General features: G+C 61.1%; 14 protein-coding genes. 4 read left to right on the forward strand and 10 right to left on the reverse strand.

The window, feature by feature from the left end:
- Window positions 1-633 carry a 2OG-Fe(II) oxygenase gene (locus FBY10_RS06690; RefSeq protein ID WP_145336952.1) on the reverse strand — a complete coding sequence of 211 codons (633 nt, stop codon included), beginning with the start codon at window positions 631-633 and terminating at the stop codon, window positions 1-3.
- 131 nt (window positions 634-764) lie between these two features.
- On the opposite strand from FBY10_RS06690, the gene FBY10_RS06695 reads away from it, so the two are divergent.
- Window positions 765-1,517, forward strand: coding sequence for a DUF2059 domain-containing protein (locus FBY10_RS06695; protein WP_145336932.1), 753 nt, complete (start codon window positions 765-767; stop codon window positions 1,515-1,517).
- A gap of 104 nt (window positions 1,518-1,621) precedes the next feature.
- Here FBY10_RS06695 and FBY10_RS06700 read toward each other — a convergent pair whose 3' ends face one another.
- Window positions 1,622-2,563 carry an alpha/beta hydrolase gene (locus FBY10_RS06700; protein ID WP_145336933.1) on the reverse strand — a complete coding sequence of 314 codons (942 nt, stop codon included), beginning with the start codon at window positions 2,561-2,563 and terminating at the stop codon, window positions 1,622-1,624.
- 99 nt (window positions 2,564-2,662) lie between these two features.
- Between FBY10_RS06700 and FBY10_RS06705 the strand changes: the two genes are divergently transcribed.
- Entirely contained in the window at window positions 2,663-3,238 is a 576-nt protein-coding gene (locus FBY10_RS06705) for a DUF6436 domain-containing protein (RefSeq protein ID WP_145336934.1), read from the forward strand.
- Between the two features lie 30 nt (window positions 3,239-3,268).
- Window positions 3,269-5,623: a penicillin acylase family protein gene (locus FBY10_RS06710; RefSeq protein WP_145336935.1), complete on the forward strand. Its 2,355-nt coding sequence runs from the start codon at window positions 3,269-3,271 to the stop codon at window positions 5,621-5,623.
- Between the two features lie 29 nt (window positions 5,624-5,652).
- Here the strand turns inward: FBY10_RS06710 and FBY10_RS06715 are convergent, their stop codons facing one another.
- On the reverse strand, window positions 5,653-6,624 hold the full coding sequence (locus tag FBY10_RS06715; RefSeq protein ID WP_145336936.1) for a GlxA family transcriptional regulator: 972 nt from the start codon (window positions 6,622-6,624) through the stop codon (window positions 5,653-5,655).
- A gap of 292 nt (window positions 6,625-6,916) precedes the next feature.
- Here FBY10_RS06715 and FBY10_RS06720 point away from each other — a divergent pair, with 292 nt between their 5' ends.
- Window positions 6,917-7,558, forward strand: coding sequence for an HD domain-containing protein (locus tag FBY10_RS06720; RefSeq protein WP_131697558.1), 642 nt, complete (start codon window positions 6,917-6,919; stop codon window positions 7,556-7,558).
- Between the two features lie 112 nt (window positions 7,559-7,670).
- Here the strand turns inward: FBY10_RS06720 and FBY10_RS06725 are convergent, their stop codons facing one another.
- The 7 genes from FBY10_RS06725 to FBY10_RS06755 all read right to left on the reverse strand — a co-directional run bounded on the left by FBY10_RS06725 (window position 7,671) and on the right by FBY10_RS06755 (window position 15,983).
- On the reverse strand, window positions 7,671-8,555 hold the full coding sequence (locus FBY10_RS06725) for an ABC transporter permease subunit (protein ID WP_095185162.1): 885 nt from the start codon (window positions 8,553-8,555) through the stop codon (window positions 7,671-7,673).
- On the reverse strand, window positions 8,552-9,472 hold the full coding sequence (locus FBY10_RS06730) for an ABC transporter permease subunit (protein WP_027608406.1): 921 nt from the start codon (window positions 9,470-9,472) through the stop codon (window positions 8,552-8,554). The genes FBY10_RS06725 and FBY10_RS06730 overlap by 4 nt, the downstream gene beginning before the upstream one ends.
- Entirely contained in the window at window positions 9,469-10,611 is a 1,143-nt protein-coding gene (locus FBY10_RS06735; protein WP_027608405.1) for an ABC transporter ATP-binding protein, read from the reverse strand. Before FBY10_RS06735 ends, FBY10_RS06730 begins: the two co-directional genes overlap by 4 nt.
- 64 nt (window positions 10,612-10,675) lie before the next feature.
- Window positions 10,676-11,770 carry a polyamine ABC transporter substrate-binding protein gene (locus FBY10_RS06740; protein ID WP_145336937.1) on the reverse strand — a complete coding sequence of 365 codons (1,095 nt, stop codon included), beginning with the start codon at window positions 11,768-11,770 and terminating at the stop codon, window positions 10,676-10,678.
- 155 nt (window positions 11,771-11,925) lie between these two features.
- The gene (locus tag FBY10_RS06745; RefSeq protein WP_131697742.1) at window positions 11,926-13,020 is read right to left on the reverse strand and encodes a polyamine ABC transporter substrate-binding protein; all 1,095 of its coding nucleotides are present in this window, start codon (window positions 13,018-13,020) and stop codon (window positions 11,926-11,928) included.
- A gap of 181 nt (window positions 13,021-13,201) precedes the next feature.
- Window positions 13,202-14,566, reverse strand: coding sequence for an aspartate aminotransferase family protein (locus FBY10_RS06750; protein WP_145336938.1), 1,365 nt, complete (start codon window positions 14,564-14,566; stop codon window positions 13,202-13,204).
- A 58-nt stretch (window positions 14,567-14,624) separates the two neighbouring features.
- The gene (locus FBY10_RS06755) at window positions 14,625-15,983 is read right to left on the reverse strand and encodes a glutamine synthetase family protein (RefSeq protein ID WP_003176780.1); all 1,359 of its coding nucleotides are present in this window, start codon (window positions 15,981-15,983) and stop codon (window positions 14,625-14,627) included.
- Window positions 15,984-15,987 lie beyond the last annotated feature (4 nt).

The following is a 15,987-nucleotide window of genomic DNA, read 5'->3' on the forward strand; positions in this document are numbered from 1 at the left end:
TTAAAACGGCTCGTTGCCGCGCCGGCGAAACCACCCGGTGAGGGACAGGCGTTCGCGCGTGGCTGGCATGACTTCGTGGGGCACCTCGCCCGACAGGAACACCACCAGGCTTCCGCCGGTGGGCACCACATCGTATTCGACGCCGTCCTTGAGGTACATGCGCAACTGGCCACCGTGCTCGGGCAGCCAGGCATCGTTCAAGTAGATCACCGCCGAGACCATGCGCCGGTCGTCGTCGCGAAAACGGTCGAGGTGCCTGAGGTAAAACGCGCCGGGCGGGTACATCGCGAAGTGGCTTTCGAAATCCTCCAGGCCGAGGAACAAACCACGGTTCATCGCCAGGCGCAGGCTGTCCATCACCGCCATATAGCTGTCGCAGACCACCGCGTCGCCCTCCTCCAGCCACTGGATATGGTCGCCTCGAATGCCCTCGCGAATCTCCTGGGCCGGTCCGCGCCCCACCGCCGCAGGGGCTAATTCACCCTCGGCCGCACGTTTACGGCACTCAGCCGCCAGTTCCAGGGTCAGAGCCTGGGGCAGGAAGCCGTTCTGCTGCGACCAGCCTTTTTCGGCCAGGTCATCAACGATGCGTTGCAGCAGGGGGTGATCGAGGGGTATTTGCATGGCGCGCATAGTATCCATACGCCTGTGAATCCGACAGAGCCGCCGAGCGTCTGAATACACTTTAGTCAGGTGACTGATAGGACTTCTCGACAAATCCTACGCCCGACACGGACAATAGTGGCCGACTGACAGGAGTCCATATGCGTCGTTTGTTTTTTTCCTTGCTGATGTTCTGCGTTTTGCCCGCCTGGGCAGACGGCCATGACCAGTTGTACAAGGTCGCCGGCTGGGCCGAACAACGTGCGCACTTCAATGACGCCCTCAGTGCTGCCCAGCAACGCTACCGCAATAGCCTGCCGCCGGCGGTGTACCAGGCGCTGGTGGACAACAGCAATAAACGCTTTGGCGCCCAGGCCATGGACCAACGTGCCGAGGCGCAACTGCGCAAGAACCTGGCGGACCCCAAGCCCGCCTTGGCGTTCTTCCAGTCGCCGCTGGGCCGCAAGATCGTCGCCGCCGAATTGCTGGCCACGCGCCGTGACCAACTGGCAAAAAATGCCCAGGGCCTGCCCAAGGTCGAAGCCGACGCCACCCGCAGCCTGATCATCGGCCACCTGGCCCAGGCCCTGCCGGCCCGTGAAGCCGGGGCCGAAGTGAGCCTGGCGATTGCCGGTGTAGCCGCCGACAGCTTGAGCCAGATGATCCCCGGTCTGCTGGGTGGTGGCCAGGCTCAGGGCATGTTGAATGGCCAGCGTGAGCGGCTGATGCAACAGATCGACAAGGACTTGAACAACACGTTGCTGTACGTCTATCGGGATTTGTCCGACCCCGAGCTGGAGGAGTTCGCGACGTTTGCGGAGTCGCCGGAGGGTAAGGCGTATTACAAGGCGGCGCTGGCAGCGATTCGTGCGGGGCTGGCGGTCGGCCAGAGCACTTCAAGCCTGACGCAGTAGAAAATGTGGGAGGGGGCTTGCCCCCGATGGCAGTGGGTCAGCTACAGATAAGCTGACTGATACACCGCTATCGGGGGCAAGCCCCCTCCCACATTTTGACTGTGTTATTTCAGATGGGCCGTCAAATACCGGAAGTACTCTTCACGAATCTCCGGAATCTCGTTCGCCAGGTGATGCCGGCCACGCGGCAGCATCAACACTTCGGGCTGGTCGAACTTGCCCCGCAGCACCTGCAAGTTGTGCTGCCAATCCACCGTCATGTCGTCCTCACCCTGCACAATCACCGGCCGCCGTGGGCTGCGCGGGGCGGCTTCGATGCGGTTGATCCAGCGCGCCAGCGCCCCTACCCAGGCGGTTGGCAATTGGCGCGGCTGAAGGGGGTCGGCCTCCAGGAACGGCTTGAACTGCGGGTCATTGGTGTTCTCGCTGAAACGCCGGGCGATGCCTTTGACGAACGGGCGCAGCAGGTAATAGCTGACCTGCGACCACCCCCACGCACGCGGCCGCACCAGCGGTGAGAGCAGGAAGGTCTTGCCTTGGGCCGGGCTCTCGGCCCCCTGGTTGAGCAGGTGGTCTACCACCACCGCGCCGCCGGTGCTTTGCCCGAACAAATGCCAGGGCTGCGGCAATTGCAGCGCTTGGGCCTGGACGAACAGCGCCTGCACCACATCCTGGTACACGGCAAAATCATCGATGCTGGCGCGCGCGCCGCTGGACAAGCCATGGCCCGGCAAATCGCAGGCGATCACCACAAAGCCCTGGTCCAGCGCCCAGTTCACTACGTGGCGATAAAGGCCCATATGGTCGTAGAAGCCGTGGAACATAAACATCGTCGCCACCGGCACGGGCGGCCACCACACCTGAGCGACCACCTCAAACCCATCCACCTCGAAACGCCCCAGCCGACTCACTGTCGGCACTTTGCGTGTGCTCAGGTCCAGTCCATAGAAACGCTGGTAGACCCGCGCTTCGGCTGAAAGCGGTTGCGCATCCACCAGGGGCCGCAGGCTTTCGCGAAGGTGATCAGGGTCAAAGGTCACGGGCATAAAGGGTTCCAGACTTGCGGCGAAGATGAATATCGAGCTGCGATATTCATCTGTCAGGACAAGCATGGCAAGCTACGCGACCTGCGAGGATAGATCCGAATGCGACAGCCTTACCGTAACGCCCTGTTCGCCAGCCTGATCCTTATCATCTGCGCCAGTGTGCTGTGGGCGGCGTATGACTGGTTCCAGGGCCGCTACCTGCGCGCTTTCAGTGAGCACACGGCAGTGTTTTCCGGCGATGCCCTGCAACTGCCCGCCGAACTCGCAGGCCCCGGGCCGATCCGCCTGGTGCATTTCTGGGATCCGGCTTGCCCGTGCAATGTCGGCAACCAGCAACACCTGGGCGAGTTGATCGAGCAGTACGCGCCCCAGGGCGTCGAGTTCTATGCCCTGCAAAAAGCCGGCAGCCACGGTCAGTTGCCCGATAACCTGCGCCAGATGAAAACCCTCACTGCCCTGCCCGGCGCCGACCAGGTGCCGGCCAGCCCGGCCGTGGGCATCTGGGACCGAACCGGCAAGCTCGCGTATTTCGGGCCGTACAGCGAAGGGCTGACGTGTAACGCCAATAACAGTTTTATCGAGCCGATCCTGAAAGCCCTTGAAGCTGGGCGAGAGGTGAATGCCACGCACACCCTGGCGGTGGGCTGCTATTGTTCGTGGTCGAAAGATTTGTAGCTCGCCACCCACTCTCGGTAAGGAATGTCCATGAAGCGCGTCTTGCGGGTTCTCGCGGTTCTGCTGGTGCTGATCGGCCTCGGTGCGGGCTGGTACGTCTACAGCAAGCAACCCACCCGCCAGGGCACGGTTGAACTGGCCAACCTGCAAGGCTCGGTCATCGTGCGCTACGACGACCGTGGCGTGCCGCATATTCGCGCCGAGAACGAGACCGACCTGTATCGCGCCCTGGGCTACGTGCATGCCCAGGACCGCCTGTTCCAGATGGAGGTCATGCGGCGCCTGGCCCGTGGCGAGTTGGCCGAGGTGCTCGGGCCGAAGCTGCTGGAGACCGACAAGCTGTTCCGCAGCCTGCGCATTCGCGACCGCGCCGCCACCTACGTGGCGCAGCAGGACCATGAGTCGGCGCACTGGAAGGCCCTGCAAGCCTACCTGGACGGGATCAACCAATATCAGGACAGCCACGCCCGCCCGATGGAGTTCGACGTGCTGGGCATCCCCAGGCGCCCGTTTACCGCCGAGGACACCATCAGCGTCGCCGGGTACATGGCCTACAGCTTTGCCGCTGCGTTTCGTACCGAGCCCTTGCTGACTTACGTGCGCGACCAATTGGGCAGCGATTACCTGAAAGTCTTCGACCTCGACTGGCAACCCAAAGGCGCCCTCAACCTGGCCGACAATGACTGGAAAACCCTCGACGCCCTCGCCGCCCTGAGCGAGCAGGCGTTGGCCGACAACGGCTTGCCGCAATTCGAGGGCAGCAACGCCTGGGCCATCAGTGGCAGCCGCACCAAGAGCGGCAAACCGCTGCTGGCGGGTGACCCGCATATCCGCTTCTCGGTGCCATCGGTGTGGTACGAGGCGCAACTGTCGGCGCCGGGGTTTGAGCTGTATGGCTACCACAACGCGCTGGTGCCCGTGGCGTTCCTGGGGCACAACCTGGATTTCGGCTGGAGCCTGACCATGTTCCAGAACGACGACCTCGACCTGATCGCCGAAAAGGTCAACCCGGACAACGCCAACCAGGTCTGGTACCACGGCCAGTGGGTCGACATGACCCGCAGCGAGCAACAGATCGCCGTAAAAGGCCAGGCACCGGTCAGCCTCACCCTGCGCCAGTCGCCCCACGGCCCGATCGTCAATGACGTGCTCGGCGAGAACGGCGGCAAGACGCCGATTGCCATGTGGTGGGCGTTCCTCGACACCCAGAACCCGATCCTCGAAGGTTTCTACCAGCTCAACCGCGCCGACACCCTGGCCAAGGCGCGCGCGGCGGCGGCCAAGGTGTCGGCACCGGGGCTGAATATCGTGTGGGCCAATGCCAAGGGCGACATCGGCTGGTGGGCGGCGGCGCAGTTGCCGATTCGCCCGGCCGGCACCAACCCAGGTTTTATCCTCGACGGCAGCACCGCCCAGGCCGACAAGCTGGGCTTCTACCCCTTCAGCGCCAACCCCCAGGAAGAAAACCCGGCGCGTGGCTATGTGGTGTCGGCCAATGCCCAGCCGGTATCGCCCACCGGCATGGAAATCCCCGGCTATTACAACCTCGCCGACCGTGGCCAGCAGTTGAACGCGCAGTTGAGCGACAAGAGCGTGAAGTGGGATGTGAACAACAGCCAGGCCCTGCAACTGGGCACCACCACCGCCTTCGGCCCGCGCCTGCTCGCGCCGCTGTTGCCGGTACTGCGCGAGGTGGTCACGGACCCGGCGCAGTTGAAGCTGGTGGAACAGCTTGCCAACTGGAAGGGTGACTACCCGCTGGATTCCACCAGCGCCACGCTGTTCAACCAGTTCCTGTTCAACCTCGCCGACGCGGCTTTCCACCCGAAACTGGGGGACGGTATGTTCAAGACCTTGCTCACGACCCGCGTAATCGACGCCGCCCTGCCCCGCCTGGCTGCCGACCCGGCCTCGCCCTGGTGGGACGGCAAGCGCGCCGACAGCGTCAAGCGGGCCTGGGACAACAGCCTCGCGCACCTCAAGGCCACCTTCGGCGATGACCCGACGCAATGGCAGTGGGGCAAGGCCCATACCCTGACCCACGGTCATCCGCTGGGCTCACAGAAACCCTTGGACCTGATCGTCAACGTCGGCCCGTTCCCGGCCCCCGGCACCCACGAAGTGCCGAACAACCAGTCGGCCGTCATCGGCCCGGCGCCGTGGCCGGTGACCTACGGCCCTTCGACCCGCCGTCTGATCGACTTCGCCGATGTGGCCCATGCACTGACGATCAACCCGGTCGGGCAAAGCGGTGTGCCGTTTGACAAGCACTATGGCGACCAGGCAGAGACCTATATCGAAGGCGGTTACGAGCAGGCGCATTTCAGTGATGAGGAAGTCACGGCGAATACGCGCGGCACCTTGAAGCTGCTACCGGCGCGGTAGCCCTATGCAAGCCAACGCCTACAGTTGGTCTACGCCGTTGCTGGGGGCGCAAAGTTGAGCCGAAACTGCTGCGGCGTCACCCCCAGGCGGCGATTGAACACACTGCGCATGTGCTGGGCATCGCGAAAACCGCATTGGTACGCCACGGTTTTCAATGGCGCGTGAGTACTTTCAAGCATCACCCGCGCCGCATCCACCCGCGCCCGCTCAACAAATTCCGCAGGCGTAACCTGCGCCTCACGGGCAAACACCCGAGAAAAATTGCGCGCGCTCATATTGGCGGCCCTTGCCAGGTCGGCGATGGTCAGATCCCCGGTCAAATTCGCCAATACATACAGCTGCACCAGCGCTACCGCCGATGTGGTTTCGGCGTGGGGTATAAGAAACGGGCTGAACTGCGACTGCCCGCCCGAACGCTGGGTGAACACCACCAGGCGCTTGGCCACGCTCAAAGCCACTTCCGGGCCGTGGTCCTGGGCCAGCAGGTACAGCGACAAATCGATGCCCGCCGTGACCCCGGCCGAGGTGTAAAGGTTGCCGTCCTGCACGTAGAGGCGGTCGGCTTCGACCTGAGCCGAAGGACACAGGCGCGCCAGGTCAGCGGCGTCGTTCCAATGGGTGGTGATAGTTTTCCCGTCCAGCAATCCGGCGCGCGCCAGCATGAAGGCCCCGTTGCAGATCGAGCCAAACCGTCGCGCCCGGGCGGTGGCGCCACGCAGCCAATCATCGAACGGAGCGCCGAAGTCCTCGAAGGGTAACTGCGGGCCGCCCGCGACCAGCAGCAGGTCATAGGCCTGCAGGGCTTCGCTGTAATGCTTATGGGCCTGGAGTGACAGGCCATTGGAGGCCGCCATCGTGCCCTGGCCTAAACCTATCACTTCCAACTGGTAATGATCTTCGGGCACCAGAAAGCGGTTGGCCTCGCAGAACACATCCATGGGACCGGTCACATCCAGTGACTGGACGCCGGGGAAGATCAGGATCGCGACGGTCTTGTGCATGCTCACAGACACCTTTTTCTAGCGGAATAAAATGCAAACCCTGTGGGAGGGGGCTTGCTCCCGATGGCGCTGTATCAGTCAGCAGATGCAGTGCCTGGTACTCAGCAATCGGGAGCAAGCCCCCTCCCACACTGGGATTTTCGCAGGCTTCCAGAGTGATATCGCCCGCTACACCCTAGTCGATTTCTGCTTGGCACGATGTGTCGGCACATTGGCCGGGATCGCGCCCTCACCGCGATGGTCGCTGCACCGACCAGCGACCAAACTGACTGCTTTCCAGAGGAGAGCCACCATGACCACCACCATCGCCGGCATCAAGATCCCGGACAGCGCCCTGGCCAAGGCCACCACCGAATACATCCGCGACATCGAATCCGACCTGCTCTACCATCACTCTCGCCGGGTGTTCCTGTTCGGCGCCTTGAGCGGTGAGCGCAAGCAGTTGGCCTACAACCCGGAGCTGCTTTACGTCGGCGCCATGTTCCATGACCTGGGCCTGGTGGAAGGCCATCGCAGTGACGACGAACGCTTCGAAGTGGACGGCGCCAACGCCGCCGCGGCCTTTCTCAAGCCTTACGGGCTGAGCGACGACGATATCGAACAGGTGTGGCTGTCCATCGCCCTGCACACCACGCCGGGCGTACCGCAGCACCTGCGCCCGACCGTGGCCCTGGTGACAGCCGGCGTCGAAATGGACGTGCTGGGCATGGACTACGCCGCGTTCAGCAGCGTGCAGCGCGACGCCGTGGTGCATGCGCATCCACGCGGTGAAGGCTTCAAGGAGTGCATCATCTGCGCGTTTGCCGACGGCTTGCGCCATCGCCCGCAGACCACGTTTGGCAACGTGAAGACGGATGTGCTGGTGGATCAGGAGCCGGGGTTCAAGCCGATGAATTTTGTCGAGGTGATTCGCAAGTCGCCGTGGTTGGCGTAGCGGAGTTGAAATGCGATCAAATGTGGGAGGGGGCTTGCCCCCGATTGCTGAGTGTCAGTCACTGCATCTATTGACTGACCCACCGCCATCGGGAGCAAGCCCCCTCCCACCTTTAGACCGGCGCCTGCGCCCGACGCACGTCCGGCTGTTTCCAGCCATCGGCAGCGGCTTCTTCGATGGCTTGCTGGATGGCCTTCTTGCGCATCTCTTCGGCACGTCGGCTGAAGAACCACACCAGGAAGGTCACCAGCGACACCGCCAGCAGAATCAGGCTGGCCACGGCGTTGATCTCGGGTTTTACCCCAAGGCGCACGGCCGAGAACACTTCCATCGGCAACGTCGTAGAGCCCGGGCCCGAGACGAAGCTGGCCAGTACCAGGTCATCCAGGGACAGTGCGAACGACATCATGCCGCCCGCCGCCAACGACGGCGCGATCATCGGGATGGTGATCAGGAAGAACACCTTCCACGGCCGCGCACCCAGGTCCATCGCCGCTTCTTCGATCGACAGGTCCAGCTCACGCAAGCGCGCCGATACCACCACCGCCACATACGCCGCACAGAACGTGGTGTGGGCGATCCAGATGGTGACGATGCCACGCTCCTGGGGCCAGCCGATCATCTGCGCCATGGCCACGAACAGCAGCAGCAGCGACAGACCGGTGATCACTTCCGGCATCACCAACGGTGCGGTCACCAGGCCGCCGAACAGCGTGCGGCCCTTGAACTGGCTGATGCGCGTCAGCACAAACGCCGCCAACGTACCCAGCGCAACAGCGGCCACCGCCGTGTAGCAGGCGATTTCCAGGGAACGTGCCACCGACCCCATCAACTGGGTGTTGTCCAGCAGGCCCACGTACCACTTGATCGACCAACCGCCCCACACCGTTACCAGCTTGGATTCGTTGAACGAGTAGATCACCAGGATCAGCATCGGCAGGTAGATGAACAACAACCCCGCCACCAGCATGAAGCTTGAGAAACTGACGCGCTTCATATCTTGCCCTCCATCTCTTTGGCTTGGCTGCGGTTAAACAGAATGATGGGCACGATCAGGATCGCCAGCATCACTACCGCCAGGGCAGACGCCACCGGCCAGTCACGGTTGTTGAAGAACTCTTGCCACAACACTTTACCGATCATCAGGGTTTCCGGGCCGCCGAGCAGTTCCGGGATCACGAACTCGCCCACCACCGGGATAAACACCAGCATGCAGCCGGCGATGATGCCGTTCTTGGACAGCGGCACGGTGATTTTCCAGAAGCTGTTGAAGGTGCTCGAACCCAGGTCCGATGCGGCTTCCAGCAGGCTCTGGTCATGCTTCACCAGGTTGGCGTACAGCGGCAGGATCATGAACGGCAGGTACGAATAGACCACGCCGATATACACCGCGATGTTGGTGTTGAGGATCTGCAGCGGCTCGTTGATCAACCCCATGGACATCAGGAAGCCATTGAGCAAACCGTTGTTGCTGAGGATGCCCATCCACGCATACACGCGGATCAGGATCGCGGTCCAGGTCGGCATCATGATCAGCAGCACCAGCACGGTCTGCATCTCTTTGCGCGCAGTGGCAATGGCGTAGGCCATCGGGTAGCCGATCAGCAGGCACAGCAGCGTGCTGAAGAACGCCATTTTCAGCGAGCCCAGGTACGCCGCGATGTACAGCTCATCACCTGCCAGCAAACTGTAGTTGGCCAGGTTCAGCACCACCTGCAGCTTCTGTTCGACGTAGGTGTAGATCTCGGTGTACGGCGGGATCGCTACGTCGGCTTCGGCGAAGCTGATTTTCAGGACAATGAAAAACGGCAGGGCGAAAAACAGGAACAGCCACAGGAACGGAATCCCGATGACCACCTGCTTGCCACTGGGGACGATGCGGTGCAAGCGCCGCTTGAGCTTCTTCATGTTCATGTGCGCAGTACCACGCCGCTGTCGTCTTCCCACCACACGTACACCTGGTCACCCCAGGTTGGGCGCTGGCCACGGCGTTCGGCGTTGGCGACGAAGGACTGCACCAGCTTGCCGCTTGGCAGCTCGACGTAGAACACCGAGTGGCCGCCCAGGTAGGCGATGTCGTGCACCTTGCCGCTGGACCAGTTGTGCTCGCAGGTCGGCATTTCGGTGGTGACCAGCAGTTTTTCCGGGCGGATGGCGTAGGTCACCGACTTGTCTTCCACCGAGGTGGCGATGCCGTAGCCCACGTAGATATCGCGGTCCAGGTCCGGGCACTTGAGCACCGCGTGGCCTTCGGCGTCGTCCACCACCTGGGTGTCGAAGATGTTGACGTTACCGATGAATTCGCACACCAGGCGGCTGGTCGGCGTCTCGTAGATGTCGATCGGGCTGCCGATCTGGGCGATCCAGCCCAGGTGCATGATCGCGATGCGCTCGGCCATGGTCATGGCCTCTTCCTGGTCGTGCGTCACCATCACGCAGGTCACGCCGACGCGCTCGATGATCTCTACCAGTTCCAGTTGCATCTGCGAGCGCAGCTTTTTATCGAGGGCGCCCATCGGCTCATCGAGCAGCAGCAGCTTCGGGCGCTTGGCCAGGGAGCGGGCCAACGCCACACGCTGACGCTGGCCACCGGACAACTGGTGCGGCTTGCGCTTGGCGTACTGGCTCATCTGGACCAGCTTGAGCATTTCGGCCACGCGGGCATCGACCTCGGCCTTGGGAATCTTGTCCTGTTGCAGGCCGAACGCGATGTTCTGCGCCACGGTCATGTGCGGGAACAAGGCGTAGGACTGGAACATCATGTTGATCGGCCGCTCGTAGGGCGGCATATCGGTGATGTCCACACCGTCGAGGTAAATCCGACCTTCAGTCGGGCGCTCGAAGCCTGCGAGCATACGCAGCAGGGTGGACTTGCCCGAACCCGAACCGCCGAGCAAGGCGAAGATCTCGCCTTTCTTGATTTCCAGGGACACATCGTCCACGGCAATCGTCTCGTCGAACTTCTTCGTGACCCGGTCGATTTTGACCAGCACCTTTTTCGGTGTCTGGTCGCCCTCGAGGGCTTTCTTATAGGCGCCGGAGGCAACTGCCATTTACGAAACTCCCAAAAAAGAGTGCAGTTCGCCCGAGGCGGGCGAACCCAGGATAGTGTGAGCCTTACTTACCCGTCTTGACCTTGGTCCAGCTACGGGTCATTAAACGCTGCACTTTCGGGGGTAGCTCGAAGTTGACGAATGTCCTGTCGAGAACCGCCTGCGGTGGGTAAACCGCTTCGTCGGTGCGTATCGATTGCTCCATCAGCTTGTCCGCCCCTGGGTTAGGGTTGGCGTAGCCGACGGTGTCACTGACCTGAGCGATCACCTCAGATTTCAGCAAATAGTTGATGAAGGCGTGGGCTTCCTTGACGTTGGTGGCATCCTTGGGAATCGCCAGCACGTCAAACCACAGGTTGCCGCCTTCCTTCGGAATTGCGTAGGCGATGTTCACGCCTTTGCCCGCTTCGCTTGCGCGAGCCTTGGCCTGGAACACATCGCCGGAGAACCCGGCGGCCACGCAGATGTTGCCGTTGGCCAGGTCGGAGATGTATTTGGAAGAATGGAAGTAGGTCACGTAGGGCCGCACTTTGAGCAGCTTTTCTTCAGCCTTCTTGTAGTCGTCCGGGTTGGTGCTGTTAGGGTCCAGGCCCATGTAGTTAAGCACTGCCGGCAGCATTTCGTCCGCCGAGTCCATGAACGACACACCGCAGGTGGCCAGCTTCTTCATGTTTTCCGGTTCGAACAACACGGCCCAGGAGTCGATCTTGTCGACGCCCAGCACTTCCTTCACTTTGTCGACGTTGTAACCGATGCCATTGGTACCCCACAGGTACGGCACGGCGTACTGATTGCCAGGGTCGTTCTTCTCCAGGCGCTTGAGCAACACCGGATCCAGGTTGGCGTAGTTCGTCAGCAGCGACTTGTCGAGCTTCTGGAACGCACCGGCCTTGATCTGCTTGCCGAGGAAGTGGTTGGACGGCACCACCACGTCATAGCCGGTACGCCCGGCCAGTAACTTGCCTTCCAGGGTTTCGTTGGAATCAAACACGTCATACACGGGTTTGATGCCGGTGGCCTTTTCGAAGTTGGCCAGGGTGTCGGGGCCGATGTAATCCGACCAGTTATAAATATGCACAGTCGGTGCAGCCTGCACGCTGACAGCCAGCGTGATACCTGCACCTACCAGCAAGGCTTGGCGAAATAAAGAAATTGGCAAGTGGAGGTCCTCTTAAATAGTTGGGCCTTAAAGTTGTTGCCCGGCAACAAAACCGGCGCGCAACTTACCCTCGATAAACCGATCCGGCAAAACTTTCTGTCATTTATTTGTTTCATTAACCACCGCGGGCTGCGCGGTGGTTAACAAAGACCGGTTTATTTACCGGACTTGATCTTGGTCCAGCTGCGTGTCATTTCACGCTGGGTGGCAGCCGGCAAGTCTGCAATGGCGTAGAGCTTGGCTTGCACATCCGCTGGCGGGTAGATGCCCGGGTCATTGGTGATGTCTTTGTCGACCAGTGCGGTGGCCTTCTCGTTACCGTTCGGGAAGCGCACGCTGTTGGTGATCGAAGCCATGACTTCCGGCTTGAGCAGGTAGTTCAAGAACTTATAAGCAGCGTCGACGTTTTCGGCATCTTTAGGGATGGCGACCATGTCGAAGAAGCTACCGGCGCCTTCTTTCGGAATGTCGTAGGCCACCTTGACCTTGCCACCGGCTTCAGCCGCGCGGGACTTGGCCTGCTGGATGTCACCCGAGTAACCCACGGCTACGCAGATGTTGCCGTTGGCCAGGTCGGAGATGTACTTGGACGAGTGGAAGTAGCCGATCGAAGGACGGATTTTCAAGAAGAGCGCTTCGGCCTGCTTGAGGTCTTCTTTCTTCTGGCTGTCGGTTGGCAGGCCCAGGTAATGCAGCGCGATCGGCAGCATTTCGGTCGGCGAGTCGAGGAAGCTCACGCCGCAGCTCTTGAGCTTGGCGATATTTTCAGGCTTGAGCAGCACGTCCCACGAATCGATCTTGTCCACGCCCAGCGCGGCCTTGACCTTGTCCGGGTTGTAGCCGATGCCGATCGAACCCCACATGTACGGGAAAGCATGCTTGTTGTCCGGGTCGCTGACCGACACGGCTTTAAGCAGGGAGGTGTTCAGGTTGCCGTAGTTGGACAGTTTGGACTTGTCCAGCTCCTGGTAGACACCGGCCTTGATCTGCTTGGCGAGGAAGTTGTTCGACGGTACGACGATGTCGTAACCGGACTTGCCTGCCAGCAACTTGGCTTCGAGTGTCTCGTTGCTGTCAAAAACGTCGTACACCACTTTAATGCCCGACTCTTTTTCAAAGTTGGCGATGGTGTCCGGTGCAATGTAGTCGGACCAGTTGTAGACGTGCAGCACTTTATCGTCTGCCTGGGCCGCGCCCGCCATTGCGCCCATCAGGGACAAGGCCAGGAGGGTCTTGCCAGCGTTCTTCAAACCTAATGCCTTCATTTGGTGATGCTCCAATTTTTCTTTTTTGGGCCACGTTCTTTTATGTTCAGCGACCCTTCCAGAGGGCAACAAAACAGGGCGACAGTCTGGCAAGTTCAGGGGCCGGCTTTCAACCAAAGCCCCTACATTTATAACTGCCCGGTGCGCTGCGCACTGAGCCTAGCACTTAGCCCTGCAATGCCGCCAAAGTCAGGTCCAGGCAATGACGAGCCTTGGTAACCAACTCGTCGATTTCAGCCTTGCTGATCACCAGAGGCGGCGAAATGATCATGGTGTCGCCCACGGCACGCATGATCAGGCCATTCTCGAAGCAGAAGGTTCGGCAGATCATGCCTACGCCCCGGCCCTCGTAACGCTTGCGCGTCGCCTTGTCCTGAACCAGCTCAATTGCACCGAGCATGCCGACACCGCGCACTTCCCCCACCAACGGGTGATCCGCCAGCTCCCTCAGACGTTTCTGCAAATACGGTGCCGTTTCGTCGTGGACGCGGTTAACGATTTTTTCATCGCGCATGATGCGGATGTTTTCCAGGGCCACTGCCGCAGCCACCGGGTGGCCGGAGTACGTGAAGCCGTGGTTGAAATCACCGCCTTCGTTGAGCACGGCCACCACGTCGTCGCGCACGATCAGGCCGCCCATGGGGATGTAACCGGAGGTCAGGCCCTTGGCGATGGTCATCATGTGGGGCTTGAGGTCGTAGAAATCGCTACCGAACCACTCACCGGTACGGCCGAAACCGCAGATCACTTCGTCGGCAACAAACAGGATGTCGTACTTGGCGAGGATTTCCTTGATGCGCGGCCAGTAGCTGTCTGGCGGCACGATCACGCCACCGGCGCCCTGGATCGGCTCGGCAATAAAGGCACCGACGTTGTCCACGCCCAGTTCCAGGATCTTCTCTTCCAGCTGGTTGGCGGCCCAGATCCCGAACTCTTCGGGGCTCATGTCGCCGCCTTCGCCGAACCAGTACGGCTGGGCGATATGGACGATGCCCGGGATCGGCAAGTCGCCCTGTTCGTGCATATAGGTCATGCCGCCCAGGCTGGCGCCAGCCACGGTGGAGCCGTGGTAGCCATTCTTGCGGCTGATGATGGTTTTTTTGTTCGGCTGGCCCTTGATCGCCCAATAGTGGCGGACCATACGCAACATGGTGTCGTTGCCTTCGGAGCCGGAACCGGTGAAGAACACGTGGTTCATGCCGGCAGGCGCGATGTCGGAAATCGCCTTGGCCAACTCCAGTACAGGTGGGTGAGCGGTCTGGAAGAACAGGTTGTAGTACGGCAGTTCTTTCATTTGCTTGGCGGCGGCGTCGGCCAGTTCATCGCGACCGTAACCGATCGCCACGCACCACAGGCCGGCCATGCCGTCGAGGATCTTGTTGCCTTCGCTGTCCCACAGGTAAACGCCGTGGGCTTTGGTGATGATCCGTGGGCCTTTCTCTTTCAATTGTTTGAAGTCGCTGAACGGCGCCAGGTGGTGATCACTGCTCAAGGCTTGCCATTCACGGGTTTGCGGGTTGTTGCTGGACATACCAATCTCCTAGACTTTTCAGTGAAGGGCGCACAGGTTTCCCCGTGCGCCCGGCGCATCAGACGGCGAAGAGCAGGAATTCCCGCTCCCACGAACTGATCACGCGCTTGAAGTTTTCATGCTCGGCCCGCTTGACCGCGACGTAGCCTGTGATGAATTTCTGACCCAGGTATTTCTCGATGGTCTTGCTGTTTTCCATACGCTCCAGGGCGTCTTCGATGGTCAACGGCAGGCGCAGGTTGCGGCGCTCGTAACCACGACCTACCACCGGGGCGCTCGGGTTATGGCCTTCGACCATGCCGATGTAGCCACACAGCAGGCTGGCGGCAATCGCCAGGTATGGGTTGGCGTCGGCGCCCGGCAGGCGGTTTTCCACGCGACGGTTCTGCGGGCCGGCATCCGGGACGCGCAGGCCGACGGTGCGGTTTTCTTCGCCCCACTCCACGTTCACCGGCGCCGAGGTGTCGGGCAGGAAGCGACGGAACGAGTTCACGTTGGGAGCAAACAGCGGCAGCAATTCAGGGATGAACTTCTGCAGGCCGCCAATGTGGTTGAGGAACAGTTGGCTCATGGTCCCGTCTTCGTTAGAGAAGACGTTCTTGCCGGTGGCGATGTCGATGATGCTCTGGTGCAGGTGCATCGCGCTGCCGGGCTCGCCGGTCATCGGCTTGGCCATGAAGGTGGCCGCCACGTCGTGCTTGAGCGCGGCTTCACGCATGGTGCGCTTGAACACCAGGATCTGGTCGGCCAGGGACAAGGCATCACCGTGACGGAAGTTGATTTCCATCTGCGCCGTGCCGTCTTCGTGGATCAGGGTGTCGAGGTCCAGCTCCTGCAGCTCGCACCAGTCATAGACGTCTTCGAACAACGGGTCGAATTCGTTGGCTGCTTCTATAGAGAAGGACTGGCGGCCGGTCTCCGGACGCCCGGAACGACCGATCGGCGGTTGCAGCGGGAAGTCAGGGTCTTCGCAGCGTTTGGTCAGGTAGAACTCCATCTCAGGCGCCACGATGGGCTGCCAGCCTTTGTCGGCGTAGAGCTTGAGGACTTTCTTGAGTACGTTGCGCGGCGACAGCTCGATCGGGTTGCCTTGCTTGTCGTAGGTGTCGTGGATCACCTGGGCGGTCGGCTCGATGGCCCAGGGCACCAGGAACACCGCGTTCTGGTCGGGGCGGCAGATCATGTCGATGTCCGCCGGGTCGAGCAATTCGTAATAGATGTCGTCTTCGACATAGTCGCCGGTCACGGTCTGCAACAGAACGCTCTCGGGCAGGCGCATGCCTTTTTCGGCGATGAACTTGTTGGTCGGCGAGATCTTGCCCCGGGTGATACCGGTCAGGTCGCCAATCATGCATTCGACTTCTGTGATCTTGTGGTCTTTCAACCAATCGGTGAGCTGGTCGAGGTTGTTACTCATAAAT

It is taken from the genome of Pseudomonas sp. SJZ103 (assembly GCF_007828335.1).
In the GTDB taxonomy this organism is placed as follows: Bacteria; Pseudomonadota; Gammaproteobacteria; order Pseudomonadales; family Pseudomonadaceae; genus Aquipseudomonas.

Excerpts from the sequence above, each read along its gene's own strand:
- FBY10_RS06690 (WP_145336952.1), bottom strand. The coding sequence starts at position 633 with ATGCGCGCCATGCAAATACCCCTCGATCACCCCCTGCTGCAACGCATC.
- FBY10_RS06695 (WP_145336932.1), top strand. The coding sequence starts at position 765 with ATGCGTCGTTTGTTTTTTTCCTTGCTGATGTTCTGCGTTTTGCCCGCC.
- FBY10_RS06700 (WP_145336933.1), bottom strand. The coding sequence starts at position 2,563 with ATGCCCGTGACCTTTGACCCTGATCACCTTCGCGAAAGCCTGCGGCCC.
- FBY10_RS06705 (WP_145336934.1), top strand. The coding sequence starts at position 2,663 with ATGCGACAGCCTTACCGTAACGCCCTGTTCGCCAGCCTGATCCTTATC.
- FBY10_RS06710 (WP_145336935.1), top strand. The coding sequence starts at position 3,269 with ATGAAGCGCGTCTTGCGGGTTCTCGCGGTTCTGCTGGTGCTGATCGGC.
- FBY10_RS06715 (WP_145336936.1), bottom strand. The coding sequence starts at position 6,624 with ATGCACAAGACCGTCGCGATCCTGATCTTCCCCGGCGTCCAGTCACTG.
- FBY10_RS06720 (WP_131697558.1), top strand. The coding sequence starts at position 6,917 with ATGACCACCACCATCGCCGGCATCAAGATCCCGGACAGCGCCCTGGCC.
- FBY10_RS06725 (WP_095185162.1), bottom strand. The coding sequence starts at position 8,555 with ATGAAGCGCGTCAGTTTCTCAAGCTTCATGCTGGTGGCGGGGTTGTTG.
- FBY10_RS06730 (WP_027608406.1), bottom strand. The coding sequence starts at position 9,472 with ATGAACATGAAGAAGCTCAAGCGGCGCTTGCACCGCATCGTCCCCAGT.
- FBY10_RS06735 (WP_027608405.1), bottom strand. The coding sequence starts at position 10,611 with ATGGCAGTTGCCTCCGGCGCCTATAAGAAAGCCCTCGAGGGCGACCAG.
- FBY10_RS06750 (WP_145336938.1), bottom strand. The coding sequence starts at position 14,566 with ATGTCCAGCAACAACCCGCAAACCCGTGAATGGCAAGCCTTGAGCAGT.
- FBY10_RS06755 (WP_003176780.1), bottom strand. The coding sequence starts at position 15,983 with ATGAGTAACAACCTCGACCAGCTCACCGATTGGTTGAAAGACCACAAG.